Annotated in this window: 15 protein-coding genes and 1 pseudogene; 5 read left to right on the top strand and 11 right to left on the bottom strand. The window is 53.7% G+C overall.

Annotated features, from left to right (window positions below; genetic code table 11):
* Positions 1 to 28 precede the first annotated feature (28 nt).
* Together OEZ10_06560 and OEZ10_06555 are read right to left on the bottom strand one after the other, a co-directional pair.
* Complete coding sequence (locus OEZ10_06560; GenBank protein MDH5632644.1) at positions 29 to 922, bottom strand: adenylate/guanylate cyclase domain-containing protein; 894 nt, start codon at positions 920 to 922, stop codon at positions 29 to 31.
* Between the two features lie 245 nt (positions 923 to 1,167).
* Positions 1,168 to 1,902 carry a hypothetical protein gene (locus tag OEZ10_06555; GenBank protein ID MDH5632643.1) on the bottom strand — a complete coding sequence of 245 codons (735 nt, stop codon included), beginning with the start codon at positions 1,900 to 1,902 and terminating at the stop codon, positions 1,168 to 1,170.
* Between the two features lie 296 nt (positions 1,903 to 2,198).
* Here OEZ10_06555 and OEZ10_06550 point away from each other — a divergent pair, with 296 nt between their 5' ends.
* Complete coding sequence (locus tag OEZ10_06550) at positions 2,199 to 3,575, top strand: hypothetical protein (protein MDH5632642.1); 1,377 nt, start codon at positions 2,199 to 2,201, stop codon at positions 3,573 to 3,575.
* Between the two features lie 72 nt (positions 3,576 to 3,647).
* On the opposite strand, the gene OEZ10_06545 is transcribed toward OEZ10_06550, so the two are convergent.
* From OEZ10_06545 to OEZ10_06505, 9 genes and pseudogenes are all read right to left on the bottom strand, one after another.
* Entirely contained in the window at positions 3,648 to 4,577 is a 930-nt protein-coding gene (locus OEZ10_06545; GenBank protein ID MDH5632641.1) for a BamA/TamA family outer membrane protein, read from the bottom strand.
* 101 nt (positions 4,578 to 4,678) lie between these two features.
* Positions 4,679 to 6,343: a ubiquinone biosynthesis regulatory protein kinase UbiB gene (gene ubiB, locus OEZ10_06540; GenBank protein MDH5632640.1), complete on the bottom strand. Its 1,665-nt coding sequence runs from the start codon at positions 6,341 to 6,343 to the stop codon at positions 4,679 to 4,681.
* Complete coding sequence (locus tag OEZ10_06535) at positions 6,340 to 6,969, bottom strand: SCP2 sterol-binding domain-containing protein (protein MDH5632639.1); 630 nt, start codon at positions 6,967 to 6,969, stop codon at positions 6,340 to 6,342. Before OEZ10_06535 ends, ubiB begins: the two co-directional genes overlap by 4 nt.
* Before the next feature lie 4 nt (positions 6,970 to 6,973).
* Complete coding sequence (gene ubiE, locus OEZ10_06530) at positions 6,974 to 7,735, bottom strand: bifunctional demethylmenaquinone methyltransferase/2-methoxy-6-polyprenyl-1,4-benzoquinol methylase UbiE (protein ID MDH5632638.1); 762 nt, start codon at positions 7,733 to 7,735, stop codon at positions 6,974 to 6,976.
* Positions 7,736 to 7,745: 10 nt separating this feature from the next.
* Positions 7,746 to 8,120 (bottom strand): DUF971 domain-containing protein, encoded by a 375-nt coding sequence (locus tag OEZ10_06525; GenBank protein ID MDH5632637.1) that lies wholly within the window; start codon positions 8,118 to 8,120, stop codon positions 7,746 to 7,748.
* Positions 8,121 to 8,283: 163 nt separating this feature from the next.
* Positions 8,284 to 9,546 carry an inorganic phosphate transporter gene (locus OEZ10_06520; protein ID MDH5632636.1) on the bottom strand — a complete coding sequence of 421 codons (1,263 nt, stop codon included), beginning with the start codon at positions 9,544 to 9,546 and terminating at the stop codon, positions 8,284 to 8,286.
* 17 nt (positions 9,547 to 9,563) lie between these two features.
* A complete protein-coding gene (locus OEZ10_06515) occupies positions 9,564 to 10,238 on the bottom strand; it encodes a TIGR00153 family protein (GenBank protein ID MDH5632635.1) in 675 nt (224 codons plus the stop codon).
* A gap of 196 nt (positions 10,239 to 10,434) precedes the next feature.
* Positions 10,435 to 11,460 carry a porphobilinogen synthase gene (gene hemB / locus OEZ10_06510; GenBank protein ID MDH5632634.1) on the bottom strand — a complete coding sequence of 342 codons (1,026 nt, stop codon included), beginning with the start codon at positions 11,458 to 11,460 and terminating at the stop codon, positions 10,435 to 10,437.
* 606 nt (positions 11,461 to 12,066) lie between these two features.
* Positions 12,067 to 12,711 (bottom strand): annotated as a pseudogene (locus tag OEZ10_06505) (adenylate kinase).
* Positions 12,712 to 13,023: 312 nt separating this feature from the next.
* On the opposite strand from OEZ10_06505, the gene OEZ10_06500 reads away from it, so the two are divergent.
* The 4 genes from OEZ10_06500 (at position 13,024) to OEZ10_06485 (ending at position 17,420) form a co-directional block, all read left to right on the top strand.
* Positions 13,024 to 13,386, top strand: coding sequence for a hypothetical protein (locus OEZ10_06500; protein MDH5632633.1), 363 nt, complete (start codon positions 13,024 to 13,026; stop codon positions 13,384 to 13,386).
* 56 nt (positions 13,387 to 13,442) lie between these two features.
* Positions 13,443 to 14,846 (top strand): 6-phosphofructokinase, encoded by a 1,404-nt coding sequence (locus tag OEZ10_06495; protein ID MDH5632632.1) that lies wholly within the window; start codon positions 13,443 to 13,445, stop codon positions 14,844 to 14,846.
* A gap of 84 nt (positions 14,847 to 14,930) precedes the next feature.
* Positions 14,931 to 15,149 (top strand): hypothetical protein, encoded by a 219-nt coding sequence (locus tag OEZ10_06490; GenBank protein MDH5632631.1) that lies wholly within the window; start codon positions 14,931 to 14,933, stop codon positions 15,147 to 15,149.
* A gap of 258 nt (positions 15,150 to 15,407) precedes the next feature.
* Positions 15,408 to 17,420, top strand: a complete 2,013-nt coding sequence (locus tag OEZ10_06485; protein ID MDH5632630.1) for a sodium-translocating pyrophosphatase — start codon at positions 15,408 to 15,410, stop codon at positions 17,418 to 17,420.
* Positions 17,421 to 17,497 lie beyond the last annotated feature (77 nt).

Below are 17,497 nucleotides of genomic sequence, written 5' to 3'. Positions count from 1 at the left end.
TGCTCCCCAGCCTTTATAATAAGTTCGTTTATCCGGCGCGGTACCTTATGAGGTGGGGAGCATCCTCCCGGGTCGGCTCGCCCAGGCAGATTGCCCCGCTGCTCATCAATGGCAACTCCTCGCGTCGAATATAAATTGGCTCGCCCTGACCGGTATCCACATAAGTACCGTTGGTGCTTTGATCAATAAGCACAAACTTGCCACGACGATACTCGACACGGGCATGAACCCGCGAGGCGAAGTTGCTGTCAACGCGGATGGTGCAACGTTCGTCACGACCCATAACCACGTCAGGTGACTTGGCATTCAGCTCGTAGTCTTTCCCCTGGTAGCTTAATGTAAGTGTCGATGCTGTCGCAATGGCAGCCAGCGATGATGCTGTCTGCATCCGGGTAACATTTTCTTCATTCCACAAGACCTCGTAGATAGTGATTTCCTCAGCCTTGCCCTTGACCATTGCGCGATCAAACTCCCGGGCCTTTGTTGCGTTGGCACCCTTGAGATTGACGATGGTGTCCTGCGTAGTGATTATTTGCTTGCCCTTGGCGATGGAGGCCATGCGCGCCGCGACATTGACCGCATCACCAAAAATATCGCCATCCTTGTTGACCACCAGCCCGTAGTGCAAGCCAATGCGAATCGCCGGCATGGTAATGCCTTCCGGCGCCGGTAATTCCATGGATTCCTGCAGTGCACAGGCCGCACCGACGGCCTCGTCCTCGGTGGCAAATCGGCACATGATCTCATCGCCGATCGTTTTAATAACAGTCCCCTTGTGCGACTGGATCACATCAGCCATTCGTGACAGGCAATATTCAATACTCTTTTGGGCGGCGATATCGCCCAGTCTTTCGTACAGGCGCGTACTGCCTTCCACATCAGCGAACATGATGGCGGTTTTTTCGTAATTATCCTGTGCCATGATCCACAATTTCCCGATCCGGTCCCGGTCTACCCGGGTTGACGAGCAAGTACGCCGGCAAGAAAGGGGCCGACCACCCGGTTTGATTCTGAATTATAGCAGCACGTTCAGACCGGGTAACATTTACTGGCTGGATTTTGGCTGTGAATCTGCGAATTTGTGACACGCGTAACAAATGGGCATCGCCGACCGGGCGCGGGTCGGTCACCCGGCCCCGGCCGTCCCGGGCCGGGCCGGTCAAACGGCTAAAAATAGGAGGAAAGAGACAAGGACAAAATGTCGAAATTCTGCTCGTAATCAATCAAATCACTGCTGAACTGGTAGCGGTGGGATTTGAGATTTGCCGAAAACACCTGGCTGTCATTAACCGGTACCGACCAATACAGCCCGTAACTCACACCACTGGTATCGCCATCCAGATTCAGTATAAACGGTGAGACCGAGCTGCCCCTGATAAGCTGTCCCGCCATCGCGGCGTAGGCGACATTTGCTCCGATGCTGCCATACTTGTCCATCTGGTAGCCGTAACTAAACCCCAGGAACGGGCCGTTGTCCCGAAACGTCAGGTCAGTCAGTTCTCCGGTAAAGATTTCCTTCGAAGAGATTTCTGACTGGCCGTCCTTGTAACCTGCAAAAATATTAAAACCGGCAATGTTATAGCCGAACGTCAACGCGTAATCCTGGCGACTGGACTGCAACTCTCTCTCCGCTTCCAGTTCATAGGTACTGTTAACCGATTCGTCGGCACTGAGCGACATGTAAAACTGCTTGTAGGCTGCCGTGAAAGCCAGCTCGGCCGTAACCGTGGTGATTCCAACATCGACACTTCCCGTCTTGTCGATAAACTCCATCTGTTTCTTGCTGGCCGAAACCTTTGGAACGAAAACCCAGCTTTCGCCCTGTTCTGCAAACGCCGGTCCGCCAACAAAGAAAGTCATAGACAAAAAAAACGGGAAGTAACGACTTCCAAGGTAGTTCATTGATCAGCACTCCTGTTCAACAGTACCCGTCATACAATTCAGGTTTCGAAAATCACCTGGCTCGGCTGGCAAGGTTGTTCTGCCTTCGAAACAACGGTTCTTCAGAAAATTAACAAGTTCTTATATAGATGGCGGAAAACTGCCACTCATTGAAAAATGACAGGAACTGGAACAGCCGTCAACCTAATCCTATAATAATGACCACATCGGACAGCCTGATAGAATTCATTCAATTCTGGAAAACTACTCATCAATCAGCAACAATCAGGGATACCGCTACACAGGAAGATTCGACCATGACAAATTCAAATAATTCCAAAGCTATTTCAACTGGTTCCGGAAAAACTGCAATCCTGGCAGCCATGGTCAGCACCCTGGTCTCGGCATGCGGGATATCTGAAAAATCTGATGAAGATGTTACAACCGCACCCCTGATTCCCAACGCAAGCATAGTCTATCGAGATATGTTCTATGATCCGGTCACAAAACAGCCCAGTTTTTACCGGCAGTTTCGTTGGGATGACACATACACATTTACCGGGGCTGACCGGTTCAATGCCCCGGGCCCTGATGGAATATGGCTGACCAGCGACGACGTACTGGAAGGCTGGTACTCCTACCAGATTGCCGCGGACAAAACCAACACTGGCTACATTTATTATACCGGAAAAGGTGCTGATAACGCCTGGTACACGGCGGATGATGTAATTTTCAGAACGCATACCGTGGAGTATATCGATTCTGATGGCGGCCGGTACCGAAACAACAAGTTTCGCATCGACGCCGGAGCCGATGGGACCTGGGACACCGCCGATGATGTTGGCCAGCCCTATTATGAATATCGCCGTCACCAGAATGGTGCCATGGTCAGTGCAGCGTATCGAACTGATGCTGGACCGGATGGCCTGTGGTTTAACGACGATGATACAGTGGATTACTCCTACTATTATTATTTTGATTCAAACGGCAACCTGGAAAAAGAAACTGCGCACTGGGGCGCAGATGGTCCGGGCGCAGATGGTCTCTGGCTAACCAATGATGATCCGATCTGGTATCAAACTTACAGGCATTTCAGCACAGGGCCTACCCAGGTGTTAACAAGAGAAGAATTGGTTTACTCTGTTGGCCTGGACGGATTGTGGAACAATGTAGACGGCATTACCTATTATTACAATTACCTCTACAACGGGGACAATCTTCAGACCAGAAGAATCGGGCACTGGACCGGCCCGGACGGAATTGCCTATAACGCGGATGACACGGTCACCAATTATCAAACCTACGATTATACTTCCAATGGTGACATGTCCCGGGAATTATCCTATACGGCTGCCGGGGCAGATGGAAACTGGTTTACTCATGATGACACCAATCTTCCTTCTGGCACTTATCAGCCTGCCTACTCGCATGTTCAATACAATGACCAGGATTTGCCTGTATATTATTTTTATAACTATTTTGGTCCGGATGGCTTGCCATTTACTGCTGATGACTCGCCTGCCCAATACACAAAATTTGATTATGACGACTACGGCAATATTGTCTCTTTTGTCTCTCATGATGCACCAGGTCCGGATGGCATCTGGTTTACCGATGATGATCGCTCCAATGGCTGGGCAACCTATATTCCCATTTACAGCGAGGATCAGTCAGGCAAGATAGAAATATTCTGATTGGGCTTTACAATAATCAAGGGCGGCAATAAGCCGCCCTTTTTCTGTATTCGGTGCAGGCAAATTTATAGGCTACCGAAAGTCAAACCTGGTGCCGAAATAAATCTGGCCCTGATCGACATTCCCGTTGTACTCATTGTTTTCCATGATGTAGTTGGCTTCGGCGGTCACGCTCCAGTTTGAACGAATGCGCCAGTTCCAGCCAGCGGACAGGCGGGAGAACATTTCGGCACCGGCAAGCGGGTCGATCCCGCTATCCAGAACATGACTGGTATCAACGCTGTTTAATCCGGAATCCGCACCCAGCGCATCTTCGTTATACTGATTCTTCTGGAACTTCAGTGATACATAAGGCGTGTGACTCTGGAACAATGTCATCTCACCACCAACACTAATGCCGTAATAGCGACGACCAAACTCTGTAACCGATTCGGCGACATCAGTCGCTTCGCCGGTTTCATCACCGATAAACACGCTGCCGGTCAGGCTGGGCCGGTAGCCGCCCTGCCAGCGACTGGTCCAGGAAAAACTGGCCATGGTGCTGGAACTGCTGCCAGTAATATCTTCGGCTTCGTGGTAAAGGTTGTCACTGCGGTGGGCTGACAGCGCGAAACTGTCGCCATCTTCCAGCGTATGCTGCCATTTCAGGCCCCAGCCATCGAGCAACCTGTGTTTTTCCTTACGGGTCTGCACCTGCTCCTTGTACAGAGGCACAAGGAAGCTGTTTCGATCGCCGCGGTAACCAAACAGGCTGTACCGACCCTCGGCATCCTTGTCGGAATTCTTGCTACGCAACGATTCAAACGACTGAATTTCTTCAGGAACCGGCTGCTGCCCCGGCTTTTCGGTGCCGGCAAGCACGCCCTGGTTGGAAGCGAGTAACTGCTGGGCGGAGCCAAACAACAGGATGCCGGGTGAGTTTTCTGCGGCGCATACGGCGCCACTGGCAAGCACGCCCGCCAATCCGATACCGGAAATCACCTGGTGGCCGGAGATTTTCACTGGCCAGCACCCTCTGAGTAATAATAACTGATTCAGTATAACCTGAATTCGGCTCCGGCCAGAATACAATTTAGACCCGGCTATCGACCAAACTGATCAATTTAATCAGGTTTTCGCGCCAGCAGGCCGGAAACGAGAAGTAACAAGCCTGCGGCGCTGGCCGTTGCTCCGGAAAGAAAGAATACCTGGTGATAAGGGATAGACATGACACCGAATCCCAGGGCCAGCACGCCTGCGATCAGCAAACCGGAGCTGGCCAGAATGCGTCGCAGCCCTCTCTGGGTTGAAACCAGCTGCTGGCGCAGTTGCTCAAAATCCTCTGAATGCCATTGCTGCATGCGCTCACCCCGGTATTCACGACGCAGAATTTCGTTGGCCATACCCGGTATTTCAGGCAACAACTGCCAAAGCTTGGGCATTTCCTTTCGTGCCGTACGCAGGAACGCGCGTGGGCCCAGTTGCTCCTTCATCCATGATTCGAGGTAGGGCTTGGCGCTTTCCCAAAGGTCCAGATCCGGGTACAGCTTCCGACCCAGCCCTTCGATCTGAAACATGGTTTTTTCCAGCAACACCAGTTGCGGCTGTACTTCCATATTAAAGCGCCTGGCGGTGCGGAACAGGTTCATTAGCAGGCGACCAAAGGAAATGTCCTTGATAGGCTTGGCAAAAATAGGTTCGCACACTGCCCTGATGGCAGCCTCAAAATCCTCGACACGGGTCTCACGAGGGATCCAGCCCGCACGCAAGTGGGCTTCGGCAACAGCACGGTAATCGCGGTTAAAGAAACCCAGAAAATTTTCCGCCAGGTAGCGTTTGTCGGCCTCGCCCAGGGAGCCCATGATACCGAAATCCACGGCCCGGTATTGGCCGTCCTCGGTAATAAACAGGTTGCCCGGATGCATATCGGCATGGAAAAACCCGTCACGGAATGCCTGGGTAAAAAAGATCTCGGTGCCGTTATGCGCCAGCTGTTTCATGTCAACGCCGGCGGTTCTCAACTTGTCCATCTCGTTAATAGGAATGCCATGGATACGCTCCATGACCATGACATTCTGACGACAGTAGTCCCAGTACACCTGGGGCACGTACATGCGTGGATCATTTTCAAAATTACCGCGCAACTGGCTGGCGTTGGCAGCCTCTCGCATCAGGTCAAGCTCGTCCGCCAGCGTCTTGGCGAACTCGTCCACCACTTCAACCGGGCGCAAACGACTGGCGGTTGGCCAGTAGCGCAGCGCCAGTCGCGCCAGGGCATAGAGCAATTCAAGGTCGCGCTTGATGACCGGCTCAATGCCGGGTCGCAATACCTTGACCGCTACCTCGGTGCCGTCATGGAGCCGGGCAAAATGCACCTGGGCCACAGACGCCGAGGCAACTGGCTGGCGATCAAACTCGGCAAAATGGGTTTCCAGGGATTCAGCAAAAGCGGCTTCAATTTCCGCTACCGCCTGGTCACCGGGAAACGGTGGCACCCTGTCCTGCAGATAGGCCAACTGCTCGCCAATATCATCAGGCAACAGGTCAGGCCGGGTGGAAAGTGTCTGGCCGAACTTGACGAAAATCGGACCCAGTTCTTCCAGGGCTTCGCGCAAACGCTGACCACGCGGCTTTTTTGCCTCCAGGCGTACCCAGCGCCACGGCGCCAGTCGCAGGAACCAGCGGTATGGCCGAAACAGGTGAACAGCGGAAACAAACTCGTCCAGGTCGTGACGAACAAAGACGCGGTGAATACGCAATAGCCGGCGCAAATTCTGTACGCGGTTCACGTGGTTCCTTTCATTGCACGCAGGCGTCGTTCGAGTCGATCAACCCGGTCACGCATATCGTCCACGGCCTCAAGAAATCCGTCGACCTCGTGCCTGAAAGGTGTCAGCCGTGCCTCTTCCTGGGCGTAGTCGGCAAAGTCCTGTTCGAATTTTCTGCCTGCCCTGGATTTGAAATCCTGCCAGCCACGCAGCAATCGACCTACCCGATGCGCAGCCATATCGCCAATGTGGCGGGACAGCGCTTCCTCGAAATCCGGCTCAACCGCTTCGAGTATTTTTTTGAATTTCTGGCCCAGGTCGATGTCACCGCGAATCTGCATATCAGCATTGACAATGGATTGCGGCAGGGCGTCCTTGAACAGCATTTGCACGTAGACCGGCAGGTTGCCGCCGATGGTGACATCTGCACGACCGTCGTATTCACGACGAATGCGCAAGCCGCCGCCAAAGGGGAGGATATATCGCGTCAGCTCATTACCATGTTCATCGCGGTACTGGACCGCGATCACCTTGCCATCCAGCGCGGCAAGCTGGTTCAGCGCGCGCGGGTCCATGCGCAGTACGCGATTTACCATTTCTTCGGCAAGCCAGGTGATAACCGGCGGTGGCGTACGCGATTCAGTCATGGGTTTACTGGATCTTCCAGGCCTTGTGCAGGGCGACAATGCCGCCTGTCAGGTTAAAGTAGTCGACACGACCAAACCCGGCGCGGCTCATCATTTCCTTGAGCGTTTCCTGGTCTGGATGCTTGCGAATAGACTCGGCCAGGTAACGGTAACTTGTCTCATCGTTGGCAACCAGCTTGCCCAGTTTGGGCAAAATTGAGAAGGAGTAGGCGTCATAAATCTTGTCGAGACCGGGTGCCACCGGCTTGGAAAATTCCAGCACCAGCAGCTTTCCGCCCGGCTTCAGTACGCGGAAAATAGATTCCAGTGCACGCTGCTTGTGGGTGACATTGCGCAGGCCAAAGGCCATGGTGACAACATCAAAGCGATCTGACGGGAACGGCAACTCTTCGGCGTTGGCCTGGACAAACTCAACAGCGCCGGCAATACCCTTGTCCATCAAGCGATCACGCCCTACTTCCAGCATGGCATCATTGATATCCGCCAGCACCAGTTCGCCCTTCCCCTTCATTTGCCTGTGCATCAGCACCGCCAGGTCACCGGTACCGCCGGCAAGATCCAGCACACGCATGCCCGGTCGCACACCGGCCTGGTCAATGGCAAAACGCTTCCACAGGCGATGGACACCCATGGACATCAGATCGTTCATCACATCGTACTTGCTGGCCACCGATCGAAACACGTCACCCACCAGGCGCTGTTTCTCTGATTCAGGCACGTCACGATACCCGAAATGCGTGGTCTTATGCTGCGATGATTCACCCATGATTTACCCCTCAGGAAAAACTGACGTCCTTGCGCTTGTGGCCGGCCGCTTCCAGTCGATTCAGGTATTTGGCCCAGTACTCGTCATAATTGCTGCCAAGATCATACAGGGTTTCCCATGAATAGATGCCGGAATCGTGGCCGTCATCAAACAACAGGGCAATTGCATAGTTACCCACCGGTTCTATCCCCTGGATGTTGACGTTCTCCTTGCCCAGCTGGAGGATTTCCTGGCCGGGACCGTGACCCTGCACCTCGGCAGACGGAGAATGGACACGCAGGTATTCACACGGCAGCTCAAAGTGCTTGCCATCTTCGAAGGCAATTTCCAGCTTGTGTGATTTCTGGTGCAGCTTGATATCAGTCGGTCGATGACTCTTGGTCATAATGCCCTCTCAAAAACTTGATTCCGAAGGCGGCGATTATAGCGAGCGCCGCCCGATCGCCATACGGCAACTAGCCGGCTAAAGGCGCAAGAATCGTAAGCTTGGAGTGTAGCCGTTCTGGCGACAGGAAAAAACCTGCCGCCAGCGGTACGGGACGGGTGTGTTAGCCGAACATGCCCTTGAGCATGTAGAAAAAGATGATGGCCATAAAGGCACCGGCCGGCAAAGTGACCACCCAGGACATGAAGATATTGCCGACAACCCGCATGTTGAGGGCCGCAATACCTCGAGCGAAACCAACACCCAGCACCGCGCCCACCAGCGTATGGGTAGTAGACACCGGCAAACCGGTGAACGAGGCAAGTACAACGGTACTGGCGGCAGCCATCTCGGCAGAAAATCCGCGACTAGGCGTAAGCTCGGTAATTCGCTGCCCGACCGTACGCATTACCTGAAACCCATAGGTTGCGAGTCCCAGGACGATACCGCCACCGCCCAACAGCAAGATCCAGACGGGCAGCGCACTCTGCTTGCCAATGGCCACGCCTGCCGCCATGGCCTTGGCCGTACTAACTACCGCCGCCAGGGGACCGACCGCATTGGCCACGTCATTGGAGCCATGCGCGAATGCCATGGACGAAGCCGTAAACACCATGAGAACCGCAAAGACCTTTTCGACACTGGCATAATGGAACTGTTTTTCCGCTTCCGGATCAGCCTTAACCCGGTGAATCAGCCAATAGCCAATAATCGATATGACCAAACCGAATAATACGGACAGCCCAAACGCATCCAGCGAACTGATTTCAAACTTAAGATGTTTCAGTCCCTTCTTGATGGTGAGCAAGGAAATAACGAAAGTAACCAGGAAGATATAACCAGGCCCGTACTTCCGGGCATTATGCAGGGGTCTATCAGTATCAAGAATCAGGTTCTGTATCGAACGGAAAATGATAAAGGCAATGGTACCGGCCAGCAACGGCGATACCACCCAGCTCATAACAATCGTGCCCACCTTGGTCCATTGCACCGCATCGACGCTAACGCCTACAGCAGCGAAACCGACTATTGCACCAACAATGGTGTGCGTGGTGGAAACCGGCCAGCCATTGCGTGAAGCCACCAGCAACCACACCCCGGAGGCCAACAGGGCAGCGAGCATGCCAAATATCAACAACTCCGGATTTCCCGTGAAATGGCTGGTGTCGACAATACCTTTGCGAATCGTGCCGGTAACATCACCGCCCGCCAGGAAGGCACCGGCGAATTCAAAAATGGCAGCGAGAATGATTGCTGTGCGAACACTGATCGCCTTGGAACCAACGGAGGTGGCCATTGCATTGGCGACGTCGTTGGCGCCGATACCCCAGGCCATAAACAAACCGAACGCAGCCGCGAGCGCAATATAAAGAGTATATTGATCCATTATTCTGTCTCCGCCGGTTAACGTGCCAACAGCAACTGCAAGCGACTGCCTACACGCTGGGCCAGATCCGCGACCTTGCCAACACCTTCAATCAGGCGATAGGTAAACATGACATCAGTCGGGCGAAGATCATCTTCAAGACCGAACAGGATATCCCGTAATTGAACCTGCAACTTGTCGGTTTCGCCCTCAATGTCATTGAGCGTACTGATCATTGACTCTACGCGATCAACTTCAACACCGCGAAAACCGGTTTCTACCAGTTCATCAAGCTCATTGATAACGACCAGCGCCTGGGCAACTGCGTCTACAGAACGTTCGCCAAAGGTTTTGAACAAGGCTTGCATCGGTTCTGGCAGAGTCATGCGACGACCCACTACCAGACCTGCAATATCCTTGGCCTGGTTGGCGATCTTGTCCTGCATGGTGAGCACTTCCAGCAGATCGCGACGATCTACCGGCATGAACAATCCGGTGGGCAAATGGTGGCGCAACTGCCACTTCAGTTCATCTGCTTCATGCTCCTGCCGGGCAATATCCTTGCGGATACTGACGACCTTTTCCTGGTCATTGGCGATCACGGCATCAATGAGAGAATTGAGCTCGGATACACATGCGTGAACCTTGGACATGTGTTCCTGGAGTGGACGGATGGGGGAACGGCCGAAGAGATTCGGCATATAGCTTGGCATGTTTAACTCCTTTTCCGGTGCTGCCTATCAGCACCCTGTTTCTTTTGGACTCTTTCGTTGGCGCGCAGTATACGGATACAAAAGAGTCATGCAAGAAAAAGTTTAAAAAAAATCAGGCCAATTATAATTATTAAATTTCAGTAACTTGCTCAACTTCTGCCCGCACCTTCCCGGTGCAAACATTGACCTTGGACAGCTAGGCAGTGTCCTGCAGCCATTGCGCAACGTCGTGCGCATAATAAGTGAGAATGCCATCAGCACCGGCACGTTTCATCGATAATAATGCCTCAAGGACCACGGCTTTCTCATCGAGCCAGCCGTTCTGACTTGCCGCCTTCAGCATGGCGTATTCACCGCTGACCTGGTAAACATATGTGGGCGCGGCAAACGTTTCCTTGACCCGGCGCACGATATCCAGGTACGGCATACCCGGCTTGACCATAACCATGTCCGCGCCTTCGGCAAGGTCAGCAGCTACTTCATGCAGGGCTTCATCGCTGTTGGCCGGATCCATCTGGTAGCTGTACTTGTTGCCCCCGCCGAGATTGCCAGCTGAACCTACAGCATCGCGGAACGGGCCATAGTAAGATGATGCGTACTTGGCCGCATAAGCAAGAATGCGCGTATTGCGGAAGTTCTTTTGCTCAAGCGCCTGACGTATTGCGCCAATGCGTCCGTCCATCATGTCTGATGGCGCCACCACGTCAGCACCGGCCTCGGCATGGGACAGCGCTTGCTTGACCAGCACCTCGACGGTTTCGTCGTTGGTGACGTAGCCACCATCATCCAGCAAACCGTCCTGGCCATGAGACGTAAACGGGTCCAGTGCCACATCAGTAATGACACCCAGGCCCGGAACACGTTGCTTGATCGCGCGCACTGCCCGCTGGGCCAGGCCATCGGGATTGAAGGCCTCCTCGGCCATATCGGATTTTTTATCAGCACCCACCACCGGGAACAACGCCATGGCAGGAACGCCCAGGCCATCAATGCGCTCGGCATAATCACACAGCACATCAATACTCATTCGCTCGACACCAGGCATGGACACCACTGCCTCGGTCTGATTTTCGCCCTCAATAACGAATACCGGCTGGATCAGGTCGTTGGCTGTGAGGACGTTTTCGCGCATCAAGCGCCGGGAAAATTCGTCACGACGCATGCGACGCATGCGGGTGAAAGGAAACGGGCCACGTGGTGATGGTTTGTCAGCTGCCGCCATGATCGAACTCGCAATACTTTATTATTTATCGGCGGCCAGATTACTGAATCCCGGCGTCTATGGCTAGTAGTAGCAAAGGCAGGGTCGATGTCCAGACGCTTCCAGGCAAGAAAAAAGCCCGGTTTCCCGGGCTTTTTTGTCTGGCCGTGATTAACGGCGAGCTTTTTTCTTGCCGGCTTTTTTCTTCTTGGCCGTTTTCTTCTTCACTGCCTTTTTCTTGGCTGCCTTCTTCGCCACCTTTTTCTTTTTCACTGCCTTTTTCTTCGCCGCTTTCTTGGCAACTTTTTTCTTCTTCACTGTCTTCTTCTTTGCCACTTTCTTTGCAGCCTTCTTCGCCGCTTTCTTTTTCATAACCTTCTTGGCGACTTTTTTCTTCACTGTCTTCTTGGCCGCTTTCTTCTTAGCTGCCTTCTTCGCCACCTTTTTCTTCACCGCCTTTTTGGCCGCTTTCTTCGCAGCTTTCTTGGCTGCCTTTTTGGCCGCTTTCTTCGCAGCCTTTTTCGGCTTGGCAGCCGGTGCTGCAGCCTTGGTCTCAGCCTTGGCCGCCGGGGCCGGCTTGGCTGCGGCCGGGGCAGGACGGTTGATGGCTGCGGCCAACGGACGAATCTGGGCTTCAATCACATCGCACATACGACTGAAGATTTCATCAATGCTGCCAATACCCTGAACCGTGCGTAGCTTGCCCTGTGCCTTGTAATAGGAAACCAGCGGTGCAGTCTGCTGCTCATAAACCTGCAGACGATTGGCCACGGTTGCTTCGTTATCATCAGAACGATGAACCAGGTTGCCGCCGCATTTATCGCATTTGCCGGCATCCTTGGACGCGGAGAAATGAATATTGTAGATGGCGCCGCAAGAGCCGCAGCTGCGACGACCGGTGATGCGCTTCAGCAACACATCAGAATCCACATCCACCAGCAATGACAACTGTAACGGCTGACCCATCCTGGCCAGCATGGCATCCAGTGATTGCGCCTGGGGAATGTTGCGCGGAAAACCGTCCAGGATGAACCCGCTTTTTGCATCAGGCTGGCCCAGGCGCTCCTGGATCATGCCCAGAACAATCTCGTCCGATACCAACTGACCCGCATCCATGGCCTCCTTGGCACGCTTACCCAACTCGGTACCCGCTGCCACCGCCTCACGCAGCAGATCTCCAGTAGAAATCTGGGGAATACTGTATTTTTCAACAAGCTGCTTGGCTTGTGTTCCTTTGCCGGAACCCGGCGCTCCTAGTAGCACGATTCGCATGGCAGACTCTCACTTGTAAGTTCTTGTTTCGCTTTAATTTCTCACCCAACCTCCTGAGGTGGTGTGAGTCCATGGTAAACCTACCTTTTTGATTGATACCGCGTCAACGCCTTTTGGCGAGTCATAAAGCTGTCCTATCCACTTATTGATACTTTATCGTGACGGTATCAGTACGCAAAAACGCCGAAATGCGTTACCCTTAGCGCCCTTTTCGGGCCATCGATCCGGATCGACCAACAGATTCCAGATTGATGGTCAAAACGAAATACAGAATTCAAGACAATATTCACAAACAGGCACGAGCGGCTTTCCATGACCGGAAAAATTGCTGATTTCAACGATACCGAGCTCTGGGGTATCAAGGAAACGCTAAAAGAACGTTACGGCGACGACATATCGCTGGAACTGGGTGACAGCGAAATTCGCATGAGCCCGGCAGACCGCGAACTTACCGAGGTACCGGTTGTGTACTGGTCCGGGCGCGGCAGCAATTTCGTTATTTTCAAGGTGGGCGATGGCCGCTACCGCGCGCAATTTTATTATCGTGGCTACCAGCAATACGGTACCGGCAAGCCCGAGTATGATGATATTACCACCTGCACGGTTGAGCTGTTGCAGGTGCAGGCGGATCACGAAGCCAAAGAGCGTGAACGCGAACAAGCCGGCAAGAAATAACCCCGGCAAGACCATTTTCCTTTTCAATTAACGACCCAATCACGGAGACATTCATCATGGCCAAGAAAGCCAAGAAGAAGACAGCAAAGAAAAAGACTGCCAAGAAGGCAGCCAGCAAAGCCCTGACCGGCAAAGCTTCAAAGAAGAAACAAAAGAAAGCCGTAAAGAAAAAAGCGCCACGTGCACGTATTCTTCGTGAGCCGGCACAAAATGCGTTTTATGCCCAGTCCGGCGGCGTAACAGCGGTTATCAATGCCTCGGCTGCCGGTGTTATCGAGGAAGCGCGCAAGCACAAGAACAAGATCGCCAATGTCTATGCCGGACGCAACGGTATTATTGGTGCATTGACCGAAGACTTGATCGATACCAACAAGGAATCCGCGGCCACTATCCGCGCCCTGCGTCATACGCCATCAGGTGCGTTTGGTTCCTGCCGTTACAAGCTCAAGAGCCTGGAACAAAACCGTCGCGAATACGAACGCCTGATCGAAGTATTCAAGGCGCACAACATCGGTTACTTCTTCTACAACGGTGGTGGCGACTCTGCTGACACCTGCCTGAAAGTATCCCAGCTGTCCGAATCCATGGGCTACCCGATCAAGGCTGTTCATGTACCGAAGACCGTTGATAACGATCTGCCGATTACCGACAACTGCCCGGGTTTTGGCTCGGTAGCCAAGTACATTGCCGTTTCCACCCAGGAAGCCAGTTTTGACGTTGCCTCCATGGCCAAGACGTCCACCAAGGTATTTATCGTCGAAGTAATGGGCCGTCATGCCGGCTGGATTGCCGCTGCCGGCGGCCTGGCATCAACAGCCAATAACCCGATCCCGACCATCATCCTGTTCCCGGAAGTGGAATTCGACGAGAAGAAATTCCTCGGCCGCGTTGATGAAATGGTGAAAAAGCACGGTTACTGTACTGTTGTTGTATCCGAAGGCGTACATTGGCCAGATGGCCGCTTCCTGGCCGATACCGGCCTGAAAGATGCGTTTGGCCATGCACAGCTGGGTGGTGCCGCGACAGTTATCGCCGGCATGGTTCAGCGTGAGCTGGGCCTGAAAAACCACTGGGCCGTTGCCGACTACCTGCAACGCGCCGCCCGCCATATCGCTTCCAAGACTGACGTGGACATGGCCTACGCCATGGGCAAGGCTGCGGTCCAGTTTGCGCTCAAGGGCCATAACTCGGTTATGCCTACTGTTGAGCGCCTGTCCAACAAGCCGTTCAAATGGAAAGTCGGCATGGCACCACTGAACAAGGTAGCCAATGTTGAAAAGATGATGCCAACCAACTTCATCAGCAAGGATGGCTACGGTATCACCCAGGCCTGCCGCAACTATCTTGAACCCTTGATCAAGGGTGAAGACTACCCACCGTTCAAGGATGGCATGCCACAATATGTGCGCGTCAAGGGAATCGCGGTTCCGAAGAAGCTGAAAGGCAACTTCGAAATCTAAAGGCAAAACAAGATGCCGCTGTAACCCCCGGGAACAGCGGCATTTTTTCTTCTGCTGACAAATCTTATAGGGGAATAAACAACCTTGACCTTGGATAAAGCGCGAGAATTGCTCAAAGTACAGGCTGACTTCGGTGGCTTCTATAATGGCAATGCCTGCAAGCTGATTCTCTCCGAAGTGCAGCGGGAACATGGTCAGCAGGCTGTAGACAAGCTGATCCGGGAATTGAGACTGGACAGCCTGTTTGGCTTTGAACCGGGTACCGTGTTTGACGGCGGCCTGGCCAAGGGACCAATCAGGTAGCAGCCGTCATTGCACTTCTCTCCCGAAATTTTGAACAAATGCGGTAGACCACCTGTTTTTGCGGTGGACGAAATGGCTCAAGGATAAAAATCAATAGGGCCATAAGAAGTATATTAGCAAATACTTATGAAATTCTGATCTGGGTCAAATAGGCCCCGCAGGGATATTTGTAAGAATTCGCGACAGATGAATTTTTATCTGGTCTGACGCGACCACTGACGAACCTGAAACCCCGGTTACGGGAGAGGAGAAAAAACGATGTCTAGTAGCCTGATCTTTGCACTGTTATGTGCCGGAGCTGCCATCGTCTACGGCCTGGTGTCGAGACAATGGATACTCAGCAAGCCTGCCGGCAATGAACGCATGGTGGAAATCGCCACGGCTATACAGGAAGGCGCCAAGGCCTACCTGAATCGCCAGTACACCACGATCGCCATGGTAGGTGTCGCACTATTCATCATTATTGGTATTTTCCTGAACTGGGCTACGGCTATTGGCTTTGCGGTCGGCGCCGTACTCTCTGGCGCAGCCGGGTATATCGGCATGAACATTTCCGTTCGCGCCAACGTACGCACCGCCCAGGCTGCCAATGACGGGCTCAATGCTGCCATGCAAATCGCCTTCCGCGGCGGTGCCATTACCGGCCTGCTGGTAGTCGGCCTGGGCCTGCTGGGTGTTGCCGGCCTGTACGCAGTACTGACTTCCATGGGCGCCAAGGATGCACTGCACCCGCTGGTTGGCCTGGCATTCGGCGGCTCGCTGATCTCCATCTTCGCCCGACTGGGTGGCGGCATTTTCACCAAGGGCGCTGACGTCGGTGCCGACATCGTTGGCAAGGTAGAAGCCGGCATCCCGGAAGATGACCCGCGCAACCCGGCCGTTATCGCTGACAACGTTGGTGACAACGTTGGTGACTGTGCCGGTATGGCCGCCGACCTGTTTGAAACCTATGCTGTTACAGTTGTCGCCACCATGTTGCTGGCTTCGCTGACCTTCCCGGCGTTTGGCAATGCCGTCATGTACCCGCTGGTACTGGGTGGCGTATCCATCCTGGCGTCTATCGTCGGCACCTTCTTCGTCAAGGTTCGTGAAGGTGGCAAGATCATGAACGCCCTGTATCGCGGTCTCGCCGTAGCCGGTGGCCTGTCTGCTGTTGCGTTCTACTTTGTTACCGAACAGATGATGGCCAACAACGGCGCCTACTCGGTCAACCAACTGTTTGGCTCGGCCATGATCGGCCTGGCACTGACTGCGGCCATGGTTATCATCACCGAGTACTACACGGCCACCGAGTACAGCCCGGTTCGCCATATTGCTGAAGCTTCCACTACCGGTGACGGCACCAACGTTATTGCCGGCCTCGGTGTTTCGATGAAGTCCACAGCAGCACCGGTGCTCGCGGTATGTGCCAGTATCTGGGGCGCCCACGAACTGGCCGGCCTGTACGGTATCGCCATCGCTGCAACCGCCATGCTGTCCATGACCGGCATTATCGTGGCGCTCGACGCCTACGGCCCGATCACCGACAACGCCGGCGGTATCGCCGAAATGGCCGAGCTGGATGAAAAGATCCGCAACATCACCGATCCGCTTGATGCTGTTGGCAATACCACCAAGGCCGTTACCAAGGGTTACGCCATTGGTTCTGCCGGACTTGCGGCGCTGGTTCTGTTCGCCGACTACACCCACAGCCTTGAAGCCATGGGCAAACACCTGGCATTCGACCTGTCCGATCACATGGTCATCATTGGCCTGTTCATCGGCGGCCTGGTGCCCTACCTGTTTGGCGCCATGGCCATGGAAGCGGTCGGTCGCGCTGCCGGCGGCATCGTTAATGAAGTACGTCGCCAGTTCAAGGAAATGCCGGGCATCATGGATTACAGCCAGAAGCCTGACTACTCCAAGGCTGTTGATATGCTGACCAAGTCTGCCATCAAGGAGATGATTATTCCTTCGTTGCTGCCTATCGCCGTACCACTGGTTGTCGGCCTAGTATTGGGCCCCAAGGCCCTGGGTGGCCTGCTGCTCGGTACCATTGTTACCGGCCTGTTCGTGGCCATCTCCATGACCACCGGTGGTGGTGCCTGGGATAACGCCAAGAAATACATCGAGGACGGCAACTTTGGCGGCAAGGGTTCCGATGCCCACAAGGCAGCAGTTACCGGTGACACCGTGGGCGATCCTTACAAGGATACCGCCGGTCCGGCCGTTAACCCGCTGATCAAGATTATTAACATCGTTGCCCTGTTGATTGTTCCATTACTGGTCTAGGATTAGTAACAGACGAGGTCTGACACACACTGACCGGTAATAACAATACCAACTTTGCAATAAGAAGAAATTGAAGG

Source organism: Gammaproteobacteria bacterium (genome assembly GCA_029880545.1).
GTDB lineage: Bacteria > Pseudomonadota > Gammaproteobacteria > Acidiferrobacterales > SZUA-150 > JAOUOD01.
The sequence above is the reverse complement of the archived record's forward strand: the minus strand, read 5'-3'. Positions and strand labels throughout refer to the sequence as shown.

Bases quoted from the DNA above. Each gene is read 5' to 3' on its own strand.
- OEZ10_06520 (MDH5632636.1), bottom strand. From the start codon at position 9,546: ATGGATCAATATACTCTTTATATTGCGCTCGCGGCTGCGTTCGGTTTG.
- OEZ10_06550 (MDH5632642.1), top strand. From the start codon at position 2,199: ATGACAAATTCAAATAATTCCAAAGCTATTTCAACTGGTTCCGGAAAA.
- OEZ10_06560 (MDH5632644.1), bottom strand. From the start codon at position 922: ATGGCACAGGATAATTACGAAAAAACCGCCATCATGTTCGCTGATGTG.
- OEZ10_06515 (MDH5632635.1), bottom strand. From the start codon at position 10,238: ATGCCAAGCTATATGCCGAATCTCTTCGGCCGTTCCCCCATCCGTCCA.
- OEZ10_06555 (MDH5632643.1), bottom strand. From the start codon at position 1,902: ATGAACTACCTTGGAAGTCGTTACTTCCCGTTTTTTTTGTCTATGACT.
- OEZ10_06500 (MDH5632633.1), top strand. From the start codon at position 13,024: ATGACCGGAAAAATTGCTGATTTCAACGATACCGAGCTCTGGGGTATC.
- hemB (MDH5632634.1), bottom strand. From the start codon at position 11,460: ATGGCGGCAGCTGACAAACCATCACCACGTGGCCCGTTTCCTTTCACC.
- ubiE (MDH5632638.1), bottom strand. From the start codon at position 7,735: ATGGGTGAATCATCGCAGCATAAGACCACGCATTTCGGGTATCGTGAC.
- OEZ10_06525 (MDH5632637.1), bottom strand. From the start codon at position 8,120: ATGACCAAGAGTCATCGACCGACTGATATCAAGCTGCACCAGAAATCA.
- OEZ10_06535 (MDH5632639.1), bottom strand. From the start codon at position 6,969: ATGACTGAATCGCGTACGCCACCGCCGGTTATCACCTGGCTTGCCGAA.
- OEZ10_06485 (MDH5632630.1), top strand. From the start codon at position 15,408: ATGTCTAGTAGCCTGATCTTTGCACTGTTATGTGCCGGAGCTGCCATC.
- OEZ10_06495 (MDH5632632.1), top strand. From the start codon at position 13,443: ATGGCCAAGAAAGCCAAGAAGAAGACAGCAAAGAAAAAGACTGCCAAG.